6 protein-coding genes and 1 pseudogene are annotated in these 17543 nt (G+C 65.7%); 5 read left to right on the top strand and 2 right to left on the bottom strand.

Features of this window, described 5'->3' with window-relative positions; translation table 11 throughout:
• Positions 1-36: 36 nt before the first annotated feature.
• The 5 genes and pseudogenes from J1M86_RS04150 to J1M86_RS04130 form a co-directional block, all read left to right on the top strand.
• Positions 37-1200 (top strand): annotated as a pseudogene (locus J1M86_RS04150) (arabinofuranosyltransferase); the annotation flags it as partial.
• Positions 1201-1236: 36 nt separating this feature from the next.
• On the top strand, positions 1237-3015 hold the full coding sequence (locus J1M86_RS04145; RefSeq protein WP_075840925.1) for a DUF6541 family protein: 1779 nt from the start codon (positions 1237-1239) through the stop codon (positions 3013-3015).
• A 23-nt stretch (positions 3016-3038) separates the two neighbouring features.
• On the top strand, positions 3039-6179 hold the full coding sequence (locus tag J1M86_RS04140; RefSeq protein WP_206508916.1) for an arabinosyltransferase domain-containing protein: 3141 nt from the start codon (positions 3039-3041) through the stop codon (positions 6177-6179).
• 87 nt (positions 6180-6266) lie between these two features.
• Entirely contained in the window at positions 6267-9578 is a 3312-nt protein-coding gene (locus tag J1M86_RS04135) for an arabinosyltransferase domain-containing protein (protein WP_307786520.1), read from the top strand.
• A 327-nt stretch (positions 9579-9905) separates the two neighbouring features.
• The gene (locus J1M86_RS04130; RefSeq protein WP_206508915.1) at positions 9906-10868 is read left to right on the top strand and encodes a hypothetical protein; all 963 of its coding nucleotides are present in this window, start codon (positions 9906-9908) and stop codon (positions 10866-10868) included.
• A 93-nt stretch (positions 10869-10961) separates the two neighbouring features.
• Here J1M86_RS04130 and J1M86_RS04125 read toward each other — a convergent pair whose 3' ends face one another.
• The gene (locus tag J1M86_RS04125; RefSeq protein ID WP_075837663.1) at positions 10962-12506 is read right to left on the bottom strand and encodes an acyl-CoA carboxylase subunit beta; all 1545 of its coding nucleotides are present in this window, start codon (positions 12504-12506) and stop codon (positions 10962-10964) included.
• A gap of 4 nt (positions 12507-12510) precedes the next feature.
• Positions 12511-17535 (bottom strand): polyketide synthase Pks13, encoded by a 5025-nt coding sequence (pks13, locus tag J1M86_RS04120; RefSeq protein WP_206508914.1) that lies wholly within the window; start codon positions 17533-17535, stop codon positions 12511-12513.
• Positions 17536-17543 lie beyond the last annotated feature (8 nt).

Below are 17543 nucleotides of genomic sequence, written 5' to 3'. Positions count from 1 at the left end.
CCTGTCTCGTGGGCTCGGAGATGTGTATAAGAGGCAGCGGTGGTGGGCACTGGGCTGTTCCTGGGCCTCGCGGCGATGTTCTACACCCTCTACCTGGGGTTGGCTGCGTTCGCGGTCACGTTGATGGCTGTCGTCTCCGCTGTCCTCGCCGTACGGGCGCAGGGGACCTGGCGGGCCGCGGTTCCGATTGCTCTCCGACTCGCGGCGATCGCTGCCATTTCCGGGCTCATCGCGCTGACGGTGTGGCTGCCATATTTGATCGCGGCGCTGACCGGCACCCGCGCGACGTCCGGTACCGCCCTGCACTATCTGCCCGAGTCCGGGGCGACGCTGCCGATGCCGATGTTCGAGTTCTCACTGTTGGGTGCGCTGTGCATGATCGGGATGCTGTGGCTCGCAGTGCGCGCAGCGACGTCGAGACGCGCGCAGGCCCTGGGCATCGGTGTTGTGGCGGTGTACCTGTGGACGTTGATGTCGATGGCTGCCACGGTGGCCGGTACGACGCTGCTCTCGTTCCGGCTCGAAGCGGTCCTGATAGTGCTGCTCGGCGCAGCAGGCGTATTCGGATTCCTCGAAGGATCCAAGGCCATCTACCAGGCGATCAACGAGCCACCTCGGTTCAAGATCGCGGCGGTCGTGGTGGCCACGGTCGGCGCGATGGCGTTTGCCCAGAACATTCCGCAGGTACTGCAGTCCGAGATCACGGTCGCCTACACGGACACCGACGGTGATGGGGTGCGCGCTGACATGCGTCCACCGAACGCGGTCTCTTACTACCGCGATGTCGACGCCGCAATCGGCGAGCAACTGGGCAAGCCTCGTGACGAGACGATAGTGCTGACGGCCGACACGACGTTCCTCGCGTACTACCCCTACTTCGGGTTCCAGGGGCTGACTTCGCATTACGCGAACCCTCTGGCCGAGTTCGATCAGCGCGCTGCGGCGATCGAGGAGTGGACGCAGCTGGAGACACCCGACGAGCTGATCGACGCGCTGGACAGCAGCGAATGGGAAGCGCCCGATGCGTTCCTCTTCCGCCGCGGCGCCGACGGTTACACCCTGAGGCTGGCAGCGGACGTGTATCCGAACGACCCGAACGTGCGTCGCTACACGGTGACGTTCGACGAATCCCTGTTCGAGGATCCGCGCTTCGAGACCACCGATATCGGGCCGTTCGCGCTGATCACCCGAACCTCGTAGGCAACCCGTATAACGTTCACGTAACGTTGGTGGGCGATGACCACCACCGACCGGACTGCCCTCGAGCAGCCAGCGCAGGCCCCGGCAAGCAGGTTCGCGGCGCTCTCCTCCCGCATCCGCCGGCCGCATCCAGCCGATGTTGCAGCTGCAGTTGCGTACACCCTGGCAGCCCTGTTCGTCATGCAGGGGCAGTGGAAGAACCTCGCCAACGGTTATCTCGCCAACAGCGCTCAGGACCAGGCCATGTGGGAGTGGTTCTTCGCCGTCGCCGCACACTCGGTTGCCCACGGCGAGAATCCGCTGTGGAGCGATCTGCAGAACTTCCCGAACGGTGTGAACCTGATGGCCAACACGGCCATGTTCGGCCTGTCGATTCCATTGGCCCCGATCACCCTCCTCTTCGGCCCGACGCTCACCTGGGCCATCGCCCTCACCGGCGGTCTCGCCGGCACCGCGTACGCCTGGTACTGGCTGTTCTCGCGCACCGTCGCTGCATCACGGGGAGCGTCAGCGCTGGGCGGCGCGCTCTGCGGCTTTGCGCCCGGAATGATCTCGCACGCCAACGGCCACCCCAACTTCGTCGTACTGTTTCTCCTACCGGTGATCGCCGCACTCGTGATCGAGATCGCTCGCAGCGGGCCGTCGGCCAGGAAGACCGTCGCCCTCGGTCTCGTCGCCGCACTTCAGTTCATGCTCGGTGCGGAGCCGCTGCTCATCTTTGCCATCGCATTCGGCATCTTCGCCGTCGCTTACTACCTGGGTAGCCCCTCGCGCCTGCTGCCGGCGCTGAAGAACGCCGCGAAATCGCTGCCTGCCGCGGCTGCACTCACGTTGATCCTCATTGCATTCCCGCTCTACTGGCAGTTCTATGGTCCGGAGAGCTACGCGTCTCTCGAGCACGGACCGATGGGCAACGATTTCAACGCTCTGTTGCAGTTCCCCGCTCAGTCGATCGGCGGCGATCTGGCGCCCGGCGAGAGCTACCGAATCAACCCGACCGAGGACAACTCGTATTTCGGTTGGCCGCTGATACTGCTCACGCTCGTTGCAGCCGTGTCACTGTGGCGGGTCGCATGTGCGCGAGCTGCGGCGGCAACCGCCGTAGTCGTCACCGTGCTGTCCCTCGGATCCGAACTGATCATCGGCGGCGTGAACACCGGAGTCGGCCTGCCGTGGGAATGGCTTTCCGACACCACCCTGATCGAGTCGATTCTCGAGACGCGGTTCGCCATGGCCGCGATCCCCGGGATCGCGCTGCTGCTGGTTTTGACCACCGACAGGGTATTTCGCCGCGGTATCACGCCGATCCCGGCACTGTGGAGTTCAGCGCTGGCAATCGCGCTGCTGCCGCTGCTGCCGACGCCGCTGGCAACCATCGAGCGATCGCCGACCCCGCAGTTCTTCGCGAGCGGTGAGTGGAAGAACTACGTCGACGACGGCTCGGTGGTCACCGTTCCGCTGCCGCGGCCCATGGACGCGCGGCCGCTGCACTGGCAGGTCGAGGCCGACATGGGATTCCCGCTCGCCGGCGGTTACTTCGTCGGACCGGACGGCACGGACGAACGTGAAGCCAAGTACGGAGCCGTCGACCGTCCGACGTCGCTGCTCCTCGCCTCGGTACGCGAATCGGGCACGGTTCCCGAGATCACGCGCCAAAGGCAAGCAGAATTCCGAAGTGACCTGCAATTCTGGGATGCCGACGTGGTGGTTCTGCAGCCGGATCGCAGTACCTCAGCACTGCGCGAGACCGTCGACGAACTACTGGGCACAGATTCGGAGTACATCGACGGGGTCTGGGTGTGGGATGTGCGATGAGCACAGCCACCTAACATGATCGAGTGCGTTCCAAACCCGAGTTGACGACTGCCCGCATAATTGCCGTTCTTGCCGGGTTGATCGGTGTGATTCTCGCCGTGGCGACGCCGCTGCTGCCCGTGAAGCAGGCCGTCGCGACCATCGAGTGGCCTCAGCAAGACTTCGGCAGCGTCGATGCGCCGCTGATCTCGTACACCCCGCTACGGCTCGAGGCGACGGTTCCCTGCACGGACGCGTCGGGCATCCTGGTCTCGACGCTCCCGCCCGGAGCACCCGACATCGCGGGCCGCGGCCTCGTTGTGCGGGCCGACGACGAGCAGTCGGTCGAGGTAGTCCTGCGCGACCAGGTGCTGGGCGAGGCGTCCACGACCGGCGCCTGCGAAGTGACCGTCGACAGTGACCATGCACGCACGGTGGTGACGGCAGGTGGCGAAACCAACACGATCGAGGGCGACGTCCGCCCGCAGATGGTCGGGATCTTCACCGAACTCGACCAGAGCGCCCCCGGTCTGAGTGTCACCGCCGAGATCGACTCGCGGTTCTCGTCGAGTCCGTCTCTGTTCAAGCTCCTGGCGATCGCCGTCGGCGTCATCGCGGTGATCGCCTCGCTGTTCGCCCTGCACCGGCTCGACGGTGTCGACGGCCGTCGCGCACGCCGCTTCCTGCCTGCCAACTGGTGGAAGATCACCGGCGTCGACGCCATCGTCATCGGCACTCTTCTGCTGTGGCACATCATCGGCGCCAACACCTCCGACGACGGCTACCTGCTCAACATGGCACGGGTGTCGGAGAACGCCGGCTACATGGCGAACTATTACCGGTGGTTCGGCGTCCCCGAAGCGCCGTTCGGTATGCCCTACTACGACATGCTGGCCGCGTTCGCCAAGGTATCCACCGCCAGCGTGTGGATGCGGCTGCCCGCGCTCATCGCCGGAATCCTCTGCTGGATGGTCATCAGCCGCGAAGTGATCCCCAGGCTGGGCCGCGCGGTCGTCCGCAGCAACGTCGCCAGATGGACTGCCGGCCTCGTGTTTCTCGCCTTCTGGCTCCCCTACGACAACGGCCTGCGCCCCGAGCCCATCATCGCTCTCGGAGCGTTGCTGACCTGGTGTTCCGTCGAACGTGCCATCGCAACCGGACGACTGCTGCCCGCCGCCGTCGCCGTGCTCATCGCGGCGTTCGCACTCGCCGCGGGACCCACGGGATTGATCTGCATCGCCGCCCTGCTGGCCGGCGCCAGACCGCTCGTGCAGATCCTCGTCCGCCGGGCCAAACTCGTTGGATTCGCCGCACTGATCGCCCCGCTGCTGGCGTCGGGAACCGCGGTTCTGATGGCGATCTTTGCCGATCAGACCCTCGCATCCGTCCTCGAAGCGACCCGAGTGCGGTCGGCGGTAGGCCCCAATGTCGCCTGGTTCGACGAGCGAATCCGCTGGGACTCGTTGATGATGATCACTCCCGACGGCTCCTTGGCTCGCCGGTTCGGTGTCTTCGCCATGCTGCTGTGCGTCGCGGTGTCGATCTTCGTCATGCTCCGCAAGAACGGCCGCATCCCCGGCACCGCAATCGGTCCGTCACGCCGCATCCTCGGAATCATCATCGGCGCACTGGCTCTGATGATGTTCACCCCCACCAAATGGACCCACCACTTCGGCGTCTATGCCGGCCTGGCCGGCTCCGTCGCAGCACTCGCTGCAGTGGGCGTCACGGCCGCAACCATCACCTCACCGCGCAACCGCACGCTCTTCACCGCGGCCGTGCTGTTCCTGACGGCATTGGCGTTCACCGGGTCGAACGGTTGGTGGTACGTCTCGAGCTACGGCATCCCCTGGTTCGACAAGCCACCGTCCATTGCGGGCAAAGGATTCTCGACCCTTCTGCTCGGCCTCACCCTGCTGACCCTGATGTACGCCGCCTACCAGCACATCCGAACGCCGTTCGCCAAGTCACCGAAGCCGAAACGGCGCCGCTTCTCGCCGTCCGCGCTGACGGTCGTCGCCGGTGGCGTCGTCCTGTTCGAAATCCTCTCGCTCCTCAAGGGCGCGACCGCCCAGTACCCCGCATATTCGATCGCGCGGTCCAACATCAACTCGCTCGTCGGCAACACCTGTGGCCTCGCAACCGACGTTCGAGTCGAGACCGACCCCAATGCCTCGATGCTGCAACCGCTCTCGAGCAATCCGGATCCACTCGCCGCCGGCGGAAACATCGGATTCACCCCCAACGGGGTCGCGTCGGACCTACGAGCCGACGCCGAGGAATCCTCTCAGGGCGGCGCGAACTCCATCACCCCGACCGACGGCAGCACCACCGTCTCCACCAACAGCTCCGGCACCGAAGGCGGAACCGAAGCCGACGCCGGAATCAACGGCAGCACCGTCGCACTGCCGTTCGGACTCGACGCGGCCACCACACCGGTTCTCGGCAGCTTCGGCACCGACGAACCGGCATCGCTGACGACGGATTGGTACGGCCTACCGGGTGAAGGCGGGGACCTGATCTCCATCGCCGCAGCCGGCCGCATCCGCTCGGTGGATTCCGACGGCATCGTCACCCCGGGCGCGAGTGTCGAACTCGAATACGGCGTGCGCGACGGTGCCGACGTGCAGGCGCTGGGACGCATCACGCCACTGGACATCGGCCCGAACCCATCGTGGCGCAACCTGAGAGTGCCGCTGGCCGACCTGCCTCCCGAGGCCGACGCCGTCCGCATCGTCGTCGATGATGCCGATCTCGCGGCCAACCAGTGGGCTGCCATCACTCCCCCGCGCGTGCCGATCACGCAGTCGCTGAACGACCTCGTCGGCTCGGAGGCGCCGGTGCTGCTCGACTGGGCCGTCGGGCTCGCGTTCCCATGCCAGCGGCCGTTCGATCACCGCTACGGCGTCGCCGAGGTGCCTGAGTACCGAATCATCCCCGATCGGCCCGGTGCCGAATCGACCAACGCGTGGCAGGACTGGTTCGGCGGTGGTCCGCTGGGCTGGACCGAACAGCTTCTCGCCGCACGGACCGTGCCCTCGTACCTGCAGGACGACTACGACCGAGATTGGGGATCCATCGAGAGATACTCCCCACTCGAACCGAGCGCCGCACCCGCCGAGGTGACCGTCACAGAGGAGACCCGGTCCGGTTTGTTCAGCCCCGGACCGATCAAAAACGACTGATCTCCCGGTTCACGCGCCGGTTCCGGGGAGTCGTCCCGGACCGGGCGTGTGTGCTCTTCGGATCACGCTCGCATAACATCGACAACCGTGCCCGACGCCGTGACAGAGAACTCCGCCGTGCCCTTCGCTACTCCGCCGAAGGGTTCCAATATGGATCTGCGCTCCGAAGTGCGCAATACGCGTCTCGTCGCCATCGTCACCGGCCTCCTCGGCGCCATCCTGGCGATCCTGACGCCGTTCCTGCCCGTCGTGCAGACCGACTCGTCCATTACCTGGCCCGACGCCGGAGTCATCGAGGACATCGACGCACCACTCGTCTCGCAGGCACCCATCTCATTCAGCGCGACGATCCCTTGTTCCGCCATAGACCGCCTCCCGCCGCAGGGTGGTCTGCTGCTGGCCACCGCTCCACCGCAGGGGCAGGGCGCAGCGCTGAACAGCCTCTTCGTTCGCGTCGGCGAGTCCAACGTCGATGTGCTGGACCGCAACGTCGTCGTCGCATCGGCTCCTCGTGCGGAGGTGCAGAACGCCTCCTGTGGATCGATCGAAATCGTCTCCAATATCGATTACACCTCCGCCGAGTTCACCGGCCTCGTCGACGAGGAGGGCAACCCACGCTCCGGTCGGCTCGACGGCGACCTTCGGCCTCAGATCGCCGGATTGTTCACGGACCTCGAGGGCGCGGCCCCAGCCGGCATGTCCGCCACCATCGACATCGACTCGCGGTTCTCCTCAAGCCCGACCGTCCTCAAACTCCTCGCGATGATCCTCGCCGTCGTCTGCACCATCATCGCGATGGGCGCACTCGGAAAGCTCGACGGCACCGACGGACGCGGTCACCGACGGTTCCTGCCAGCGCACTGGTGGAAGTTCACCGGCGTCGACGTCACCGTGGTGGGCGTCCTCGTCGGCTGGCATTTCGTCGGCGCCAACACCTCCGACGACGGCTACCTCCTCACCATGGCCCGCGCGTCCGAGCACTCCGGCTACATGGCCAACTACTTCCGTTGGTTCGGCGTCCCCGAAGCCCCGTTCGGCTGGTACTACGACGTGCTGGCCGTGTTCGCGAAGGTCTCGACCGCCAGCCCGTGGATGCGTTTGCCCGCGCTCATCGCCGGCGTGCTGTGCTGGATGGTCATCAGCCGCGAGGTCGTTCCGCGCCTCGGCCGAGCCGTCCGCAGATCGAACGTCGCCCTGTGGACCGGCGGCTTGGTGTTCCTCGCTTTCTGGCTGCCGTACAACAATGGACTGCGTCCCGAACCGATCGTCGCCCTCGGCGCACTTCTGACCTGGTGCTCGATCGAACGGGCCATCGCAACCGGACGATTACTTCCCGCCGCAGGCGCCTTCCTGATCGGCGCCTTCACCCTCGCCTCCGCACCTACCGGGTTGATGTGTGTGGCCGCCCTGCTCGCCGGCGCCAGACCCATGGCGCGCATCGTCGTGCGTCGTCACCGCCAGGTCGGCACACTGCCCCTGCTCGCACCACTCGCCGCCGCAGGCTTCCTCGTACTCGTGGTCGTCTTCGCAGACCAGACCTACGCCTCGGTCATGGAATCGACCCGCGTACGCACAGCCATCGGCCCCAACGAAGCGTGGTACCAGGACTTCCTGCGCTACTACTACCTGTTCGTCCAAACCGTCGACGGTTCCGTCGCCCGACGGTTCGCATTCCTCGTGATGCTGCTGTGCTTGTTCTCGACGCTGTTCATCCTGCTGCGCCGCAAGCGAGTCCCCGGCATCTCCAACGGCCCGGCCTGGCGCCTGATCGGTGTCGTTTTCGGAACGATCTTCTTCATGATGTTCAACCCGACCAAGTGGACGCACCACTTCGGTTCGTACGCGGGCATCGCCGGCGGTCTCGCTGCCCTGACGGCAGTTGCCATCTCCGCGAGCGCACTTCGATCGCGGCGGAACAGAACCATATTCCTCGCCGGGCTCATGTTCGTTCTCGCACTGTCGTTCTCGGGCATCAACGGTTGGTGGTACGTCTCGAGCTACGGAGTCCCGTGGTTCGACAAGACTGTCTCGCTCAGTGGCTACGAATCCAACACCCTGTTCCTCATCCTGTTCGCCGCCGCACTGGCCCTGGCCGGATGGCAGTATCTGCGTGAGGGTTACGCGCCACCGCAACCGCGCGCCGGAACCGAACGCGGCAGGCGCATAAAGAAATTCGCGGCAGCACCGCTGACCGTCATCGCCGGCCTGATGGTGCTGTTCGAGGTGCTCTCCCTCGTCAAGGGAGCAGTGTCGCAGTACCCGGCCTACTCGCTCGCCCGATCCAATGTTCAAGCGCTGACCGGGAACTCGTGCGGACTCGCCAACGACGTCCTGGTCGAATCCAACCCCAACGCGGGCATCCTCAACCCCCTCCCCGCAGAGTTCAACCCCGAAGCCGGGCCACTCGGCGGTGAGAACCCGAGGAACTTCACCCCGAACGGTATCCCCACCGACCTCAGCGCAGATGCCGTCGAAGTCAAACCGGGACAAGGCAACACCGACCAGCAAAGCGTCGGCCCCGCCTTCGAGGAAGGCCAGAGCGCCGGCACCGGCGGCGGCATCGGCGCCGTCGGCGTCAACGGCTCCACCGCAGCCCTCCCCTTCGGTCTCGACCCCGCCACCACCCCGGTCCTCGGCTCCTACCAGCCCGGCATCCAAGAACCGGCGTCGGCGACATCGAGTTGGTACTCGCTCCCCGAGCGCTCCGACACCAGCCCACTCATCGTCGTCTCCGCAGCCGGGCGCATCCTGTCCTACGACGACACGGGCGCAATGACCTACGGGCAGTCGCTGCTCGTCGAGTACGGCACGCGTCAGCCCAACGGCACCGTCGACGTCAAGGGCACCTACCTGCCCCGCGACATCGGCCCCGCACCGTCGTGGCGAAACCTGCGCATCCCCATCGCCGACCTACCCGAGGACGCCGACGCCGTCCGCATCGTGGCCAACGACCCCAACCTCACCGGCGACCAGTGGTTCGCCTTCACCCCGCCGCGCGTCCCGCAGCTCGAAAGCCTGAACTCGCTCATCGGCAGCGACCAGCCCGTGCTGCTCGACTGGGCCGTCGGACTGCAATTCCCGTGCCAGCGGCCGTTCGACCACCGTTACGGCGTCGCCGAGATGCCGAACTACCGCATCCTCCCCGACCGACCTCTGGCCGTCAGCTCCACCGACACCTGGCAGTCCGCCGACAACGGCGGCCCCCTGGGATGGAGCGAAATGCTCGCCCAGCCAGTCACCGTCCCCACCTACCTCGACAACGACTGGGCACGCGACTGGGGCTCCCTCGAACGCTACGACCCCTACTACCCCCAGGCCGTGCCCGCCGAGATCGACACCAGCGAGATAACCAGATCCGGCTTCTGGACGCCCGGGAACCTGCGCGTGTTCGACCGGTAGGTGAGCCGTGCCGGGTTTCGGCCGCCCCCGTTTCGGCACCCCGGGTTTCGGGCCCCCGGGCTTCGGCACCCCGGGTTTCGGGCCCGGGTTTCGGCCCCGGGTTTCGGCATGAATGGGCCATTGCAACGGCTAGACGGTTGTGATGGCCCATTCATGCGGAAAGGGGCGGGCCGCACTACCAGCGCCCTAGCATGCAGCTACGACACAATGCATCAGTTCGGCGCCCGCAAGCCCTGGTTATCCACAGCGGCGGCGCTCGTCCACAGACCTCCCCGATGTGCTCCGAATCGCGGTTCAGATGTCGGTCCGAGCACCGACAGTGCAGCCATGAAGAAACCGACATGGGCGCGAACCTCCCAACTTCAAGACCTGAGTACGCATTGCGTGGTGACCAGAGCACAGTTGCGAGAGGCGAAGGTCTCCGACAGCACCCTCACCGCGCGCTGTGGACCCGGTGGGCCGTGGCAGCGTGTACTCCCCGGGATATATCTCCTGCACAACGGCTATCCGTCGCAACTTCAGCGTTCGGTCGCGGCGCTGGAATACTGCGGGCCCGACGGACTCATCACCGGCCTGGTCGGGCTGGGTGCGCACGGCTATGGCACCGACTCGTCGCCGAACGAGGTGCACGTGCTCATCCCCGGTGATGCACGGCGGGCGTCGAAGTCGTTCGTTCGGGTCGAGCGGTCCTGGCGCATGCCCGAGGCCGTCGTCAAGGGCAGCCTGCGCGTGGCTCCACTGGTTCGGAGTCTCGCAGACGCGACACGGTCCACGAAAACAGACGAGCATTGCGTCAAGCTGATCGCCGAAGTTGTGCAGCGAGGGGGTGCGACGCTCGACGACATCGCGCGCGAACTTGCGGAAGGGCCAAGAAGATACGGAGCGATCAGCAAGCGAGTCGTGCGCGAGCTTCGCGACGATGCGCACTCGGTCGCGGAACTACAAGCGCAGAAGCTGTATGCCGACAGTGGGCTGCCGCCGATGATGCACAACTGCAACATCTACACCGCGTCAGGGGAATTCATCTGCAACACCGACAACTGGCTCGACTGCGTCGGATTCTCGTGGGAGATCGACTCGCTCGCTCACCATCTGTCGCCGAAAGATCACGCGGAAACCATGTCTCGACGGATGAGGATGCAGGGACACGGCCTGATTGTCGCCTCCCACCTTCCCAGAGACATTCGAGACAATCCAGGCAGAGTGCTGGCCGATTTGCGATCGCACTACCAGCAGGCATCGAACCGGCCGCGGCCTCCAGTCGTCGTCCGGCCTGCACAGCGTCACTGACAGCGACCACGGGCATGAATGGGCCACCGCAACGGTTAGACGGTTGCAATGGCCCATTCATGCCGAAAGGGGGAGGGGGAAAAGCGGCGGCAGCTAGATCGGCAGCAGGTGGTGCTTCCGGGGATTCTTGAACACCTTCTTGTCCGTCAGCAGCTTGAGGGCCGTGCGGAGTTCGAGTCGGGTTCGCGACGGCTCGATGACGGCGTCGATGTAGCCACGCTCGGCTGCCACCCACGGGGTTGCCACGTGCTCGTTGTAGAAGTTGATGAGCTGCTGGCGGACGGCGGGTGCGTTGTCGCCGGCTGCGGCGAGCTGCTTGCGGCCGATGATGTTGACGGCACCTTCGGCGCCCATGACGGCGATGCGGGCTGTGGGCCAGGCGAAGTTGATGTCGGCGCCGAGCTGCTTGCAGCCCATCACCGCGTAGCCGCCACCGTAGGCCTTGCGGACGACCACGGTGACCTTGGGAACGGTTGCCTCGATGTACGAGAACAGGAAGCGCCCACCGCGTTTGATCACGCCGACCTTTTCCTGATCGACCCCGGGCAGGAACCCGGGCGTATCGACGAGGAACACGAGCGGGATGTTGTAGGCGTCGCAGATGCGTACGAAGCGCGCGGCTTTGTCGGCGCTGTCGGCGTCGAGCGCGCCGGAAAGGAACATCGGCTGGTTCGCGACGACACCGACGGACTTGCCGTCGACGCGGGTGAGGCCGGTGATCACATTCGGTGCGATGCCCGTCGAAAGTTCGAGGAACTCGCCGTCGTCGAAGATCCGCAGAATGATGTCGTGCATGTCGTAACCGGCGTTGTCGGCGTCGGGCATGACCTTGTCGAGCGAGAGGTCGGACTCGGTGATCTCGGGTTCGAGTCCCGGGTTGACGACGGGAGGGTCTTCCTGGCAGCTCGACGGCATGTAGCCCAAATAGGTTCGCACCCAGTCGAATGCAGCCTTCTCGTCCTTCGCCACGTGATGCACGTTGCCGTACTCGGCCTGCTTGCGGGCGCTGCCGAGTTCGTCGAGACTGACTTCCTCGCCGGTGACGGACTTGATGATGTCCGGTCCCGTGACGAACATGTACGCCTCTTCGGTGGCGACCACGACATCTGTGTTGATGGGTGCGTAGACGGCGCCGCCGGCACACTTGCCGAGGATCACCGAGATCTGCGGGCACATACCGGACAGCGGTTCATGGCGTCGCCCGAGTTCGGCATACCAGGCCAACGAGGTGACGGCGTCCTGAACACGGGCACCGCCGGAGTCGTTGATGCCGACCACCGGGCATCCGACCTTGATCGCGAAGTCCATGATCCCGGCGACCTTGCGGCCGAACATTTCGCCGACCGTCCCACCGAAGACGGTCTGGTCGTGCGAGAACACCGCCACCGGTCGGCCGTCGACAGTGCCGTGCCCGGTGACCACGCCGTCGCTGTAGAGCGCGGTCGGGTCGTTGGGCGCTCTTACCAGGGCGCCGATTTCGACGAAACTACCCGGATCCAGCAGCATGTCGATACGTTGACGGGCGCTGGGGATGCCCTTCTTCGCACGCTTGGCGATACCGATCTCACCAGACGGTTCGCTGGCGAGTTCGAGGTTGGCCCGCAGATCGGCCAACTTTTCGGCGGTGGTACCAGTCAAGGTTCTAGGCTCCGGTTCTCGCTGACTCGATCTCGTCGAGCTTTTTCGTCATGTGTGCCGCGATCCGTCCAATGTACGGCTCGTCCACCACTGCGAGGTGGTCGCCTCCGATGTAGACGATCTCGAGATCCTGCACCACCGGAGCCCAGCCGCCGTGCTCTTCTCTGGTGGCGTATGCGGGCTCGAGCGCGATGGCGTCATCGTGGTACTTGTCGGCCATGTAGAGCGTGACGTGCCCGCCGTACTTCTTGAGCTCCGCGGTCTGGATTGCTCGGTTGTCGAGCCACGACGTGCGCTGATGCTCGATGATCCCGCCGGGGATCTTTGCGCCACTGAGCTTGACCAGGTCGGTGATGATCCGGATCTGCCCTTCGTCGTCCGCGTCGACGAGCTTGTCGTACGGAATCGGGTAGTCGACGCCGTAGGTCTTCTTCGCGAACTTGGCGTACCGCTCCCAACGACGCCGGACCTCTTCACGCGTGTCGGGAATTTCCCTACCCGGCATCACCGTGTCGAGAAGCCCCACGTATGCGACCTCGATGCCCTGCTCTTCCATCTGCCGGGCGACCTCGTAGGCCAGGATTCCGCCGAGTGACCAGCCGACGAACACGTACGGTCCTTCGGGCTGGATCTCGCGAATGAGCGGGACGTACTCGGCTGCACGCACCGAGATGGGACCTTCGACGCGCTCGAGACCGTACATGGGTGTGCCTGCGGGCAGCTTGCGTAGCAGCGGCTCGTAAGCCACCGTCGAACTTCCAGCCGAATGGAACGCGAACACGGGGGTGGCGGTCGACCCTTCGGGACGCGGGCGCAGGTTGCGAACAACCCCGTCGATCTCGCCGCCTTCGAGGTGCGGTCGGACCTTCTCTGCCAACTGCTCGATGGTTTCCGAATCGAGCACGTCGTCGAAGGTGACCTCGCCGCCTGCCCGCTCGGTCAGCCGTGCCGCCAACTTCTCGGCGGTCTCGTCGTCGAGGATCGGGAGGGTGTTGAAGATGCCCTTCGCGGATTCCTTCGTCACCACCGCCCAGGTTGCGAAGGTCAGACGCTCGGCGTTGTCACGCGGCGGGACATCGGATCCGGCAGCCTCGGCGAACGATTCGCGACTGCTCACATCCGACGGCTCGGCGGCAGGGACCGGCTGGTACTCGGCGCTCGGCACGGTCGCCTCGGGCGAGCCCACGGCGGAGTCGACGGCTTCTTCCCGTGCCTGCTGGCCCTCGTCGGCGGCGGCCTCGGCGGCCTTGTCTGCCTGCTGCTTCTCGGCGAGTGCCTGGACTTCCTCGCGGTTGTCGAGGGCGTAGCGGAGGTACTTCTCCACCTCGAGGAGGTTCGCATCGCGTACTGCCTGCAGTTGCACGGTGGGGATATCGAACTCGTACTCGACACGGTTCTTGATGCGCACCGCGCTCAGCGAATCCAACCCCAGTTCGATCAACGGGATCTCCGGCGGCAGGTCCTCGGGCGCGTAACCCATGGACTCGGCGACGATGATCGCCAGACGATCTTCGAGCCTCTGATTTCCGTTGGGGTCCCAGCGATCGCCGAAGTCCTCGACCACCTCGGGCAGTTCTTCCATCGGCGATGTCGACGGCAACGCAACTGCGACAGTCGGTTCGGGTAGCGCGTCACCGGAGGTGACCACTGCCTCGTGCAGCAGGGTGAAGCCACCACCGCGGTTGGCGTGGATCTGCAGGGAGGCTCCGCCGAGGTGCGTGGTGAGGGTGGTGACGAGGGTGCCACTGCGCGGCACCACCGCGTGCGTCACCGACGCGCCGAGCGTTACGCCCGAGAGCACCTGCGCTGCAGCAGCTTCGACGAGCAGATCCAGCGAGTCGACGGCCGAGGCGTCGACCTCCCAGACACGGCGACCGTCCGGCAGGGAGACCCGGGCACCGGGAACACGTGAGTTGCCGGAGGAGCTGACTCGGGTGCTGAGCCAGAATTCCTTGCGCAGGTAGGCAGTTCGCGGAATGGGTGCGTAGCCGCCCGCACCGAAGAGAGTGGTCAGGTCCAGCGCGTGCCCGTGCACGTACAGCTGCGCGAGGGCCGCGAGGAAGGTCTCGGATTCGTCTTCCTTGCGCTTGAGCGTGGGAATGAGGGTCGCGTCGGCGACACCGGCGGCCCATGCCGTCGCAGCCACCGACATCAACGCCACCGGGTTGGGTGCCAGTTCTACGAACGTCGTATGCCCATTTCCGACGGCAACGTTGACAGCCTGTGTGAACCAGACCGGGTGGCGCATGCCCTTGGTCCAGTAGTCGACGCCGTGGATCGGCTCGTGGCCGGCACGGTAATCCGATTCCTTGTCCACCGACGAGTAGACACCCGCGCGAAGCATGCCGGGTTCGATGCCCGCCAGCTCGGCCGCTAGCTCGCCGAGCAGTACGTCGACGGCTGCTGTGTGCCCCGCGCCCTTCACATCGAGGATGCGTGCCATCTTCTCGGCGGCCTCTGCCATCTCGACGAGAGCCTCGATCTGCGCACGCGGACCACCGACGGTGGTGTGCGTCGGTGCTGCGTACACGCACGGTTCGACGTCGGGGAACTGATCGGTGAGCGCGGTGACCTCGTCCGGGGTGTATTCGACGAGCGCCATGGCGCCCTGCGAGGCCGCACCGAGTCCCTCCTGGCCCTCGGCCAGCAGGCGTGAACGCGCGTAGATGATGCGGACGGCATCTTCAAGGTTCAGTCCGCCTGCGACGTAGGCGGCGGCGACCTCGCCCATCGAGTGACCGATGACCGCTGCCGGTTCGGCGCCGTGCGCCCGCAGCGTCGCGGCGAGGGCGACCTGAATGACGAAGATGGCTACCTGGGAGTTCTCGAACTCGTAGGTCTGCGAGTCGTCGAGGATGATCTCCTTGATGGAGTAGCCGGCCTCGTCGATGAGCAGCTCGTCGACCTCGTCCACGGCCGATGCGAAAACCTTGTTGGTGCGGTACAGCGTCGATGCCATCTTGCGGTGCTGCGAGCCGAAGCCCGAGAACACCCACACGGCGCCGTTCGACGCGGGGGAATCCGCCGAGAAGACACCCTGTCCGGGCTTTCCTGCGGCAATGGCGCGCAGGCCGGTGATGGCCTCGGCGCGCGTCGATGCCAATACCACTGCGCGTGAACGGCCGTGGTTGCGCTTTGCCAACGCACGACCCACATCCGCGAGCGGCGTCGTGCTGCCCGCTTCGGTTTCGAGCCAGTCGGCGAGATCGGATGCGGCGCGCTTGCGGCGCGAGGGCAGTGCCGCGGACACCGCGAGGACGACGGTCTCCGCTGCGGCGGCTTCCTCCGTGATCTGCTCTGCCTCGGTGATCGGGTCGGTGGACTCCATCTCGGACCCGCCCCCAGAAACACCCTCCGCCAGAACAGCATCCGGGTCCGCGGGCTCCACTCCTGCTACCTCGTCGGCGACGTACTCCTTCACCACTACGTGCGCGTTGGTGCCGCCGAATCCGAATCCGGAGATACCCGCGACGGCTTTGCCGGTGTAGCGGGGCCATTCGGCACCCTCGGCGACGACCTTCAGGTGTGCTTTGTCGAAGTCGATGTACGGGTTGGGGCCGGCGTAGTTCAGCGAGGCCGGCAGACGGTTCTGCTGCATCGCGAGCACGACTTTGATCAAACCTGCTGCGCCTGCAGCGGATTCGAGGTGGCCGAAGTTGGTCTTGGCCGATCCGAGCAGCGCAGGCTTGTCCGCGTCGCGGCCCCGCCCGACGACGCGTCCGAGCGCGTCCGCCTCGATGGGATCGCCCAGAATCGTTCCGGTTCCGTGCGCCTCGATGTAGTCCACCCCGGATGGGGCGATGCCGGCATCGCGGTATGCGAACCGCAGCGCGTCGGCTTGGGCATCCGGGCTGGGCGCGAGCAAACCGTTGGAACGCCCGTCCTGGTTGACGGCGGAACCGGCGACCACCGCCAGGATGTCGTCGCCGTCACGCTTGGCGTCCTCTAGTCGCTTGAGTACGACGAGGCCACCGCCCTCGGAACGGATCATGCCGTTGGCGTCGGAGGAGAATGCTTTGATCTTGCCGTCGGGTGCGAGCACACCGGTCTGACCGAAGCCGACGGTGATGGGCGGTGCGAGCAACATGTTGACCCCGCCCGCGAGGGCCAAGTCCGATTCGCCGGTCCGCAAGCTGCGCACCGCCTGGTGCACAGCCACCAGCGAGGACGAGCAGGCGGTGTCGACGGCGATGGACGGTCCGCGGAAGTCGTAGAAGTACGACACCCGGTTGGCGACGATGGCCGTCGAGGTGCCGGTGAGTGCGTACGGGTGCGCGTTCGGGTCGCTGACGGCGAGCAGTTGGTAGTCGTTGGAGGAGCTACCGATGAAGACGCCGACCTGCTTGCCCTTGACCGAGCTCGCCGGGATGCGGGCATGTTCGAGGGCTTCCCAGGTGAGCTCGAGTGCCAACCGCTGCTGCGGATCGACGTTGACGACCTCGTTGGGCGACATCGCGAAGAACTCGGCGTCGAAGGTCTTGACGTCGTCGAGGTAGCCGCCCTTGGTGACACATGCGTCGACGGCGGCCTTTATCGCGGGGTCGGAGGTGAATTCTTCCCAGCGGCCCTCGGGCAGGTCGGTGATCCCGTCGCGCCCCTCGCTCAGCAGCGCCCACATCTCCTCGGGCGTCGTGCCCGCACCTGGGAATCGAGTGGAGACGCCGACGATAGCGATGTCGTGCGAGTCCGCATGCACGTTGCCCTGCAGGTAGAAGGCATCGTCGGCCGAGTCCGCGGGTTCGTCCGGTTCGCCTTCGATGATGCGGGTGGCGAGCGAGGCAATGGTCGGGTGCTGGTAGGCGACCGTTGCCGTCAGCGTCACTCCGACCAGCTCTTCGATCTCACCGCTGAGCGCCACGGCGTCCCGGGAGGACAGCCCGAACTCTTCCATCGGCCGATCGTCGGAGATTTGATCGGCCGGCTGACCGGTGGCGTCGGCAACCCAGTTACGCAGCCACTGACGTAGCTGAGCGACAGTCATGTCAGCGCCCTCGACACGTTCGATGTTGTCAGTTTCTTGTTCAGCCATCACTCACC

This window comes from Rhodococcus sp. KRD197, assembly GCF_017168235.1.
In the GTDB taxonomy this organism is placed as follows: domain Bacteria; phylum Actinomycetota; class Actinomycetes; order Mycobacteriales; family Mycobacteriaceae; genus Rhodococcoides.
This window is presented reverse-complemented; position numbering and strand designations above follow the sequence as displayed.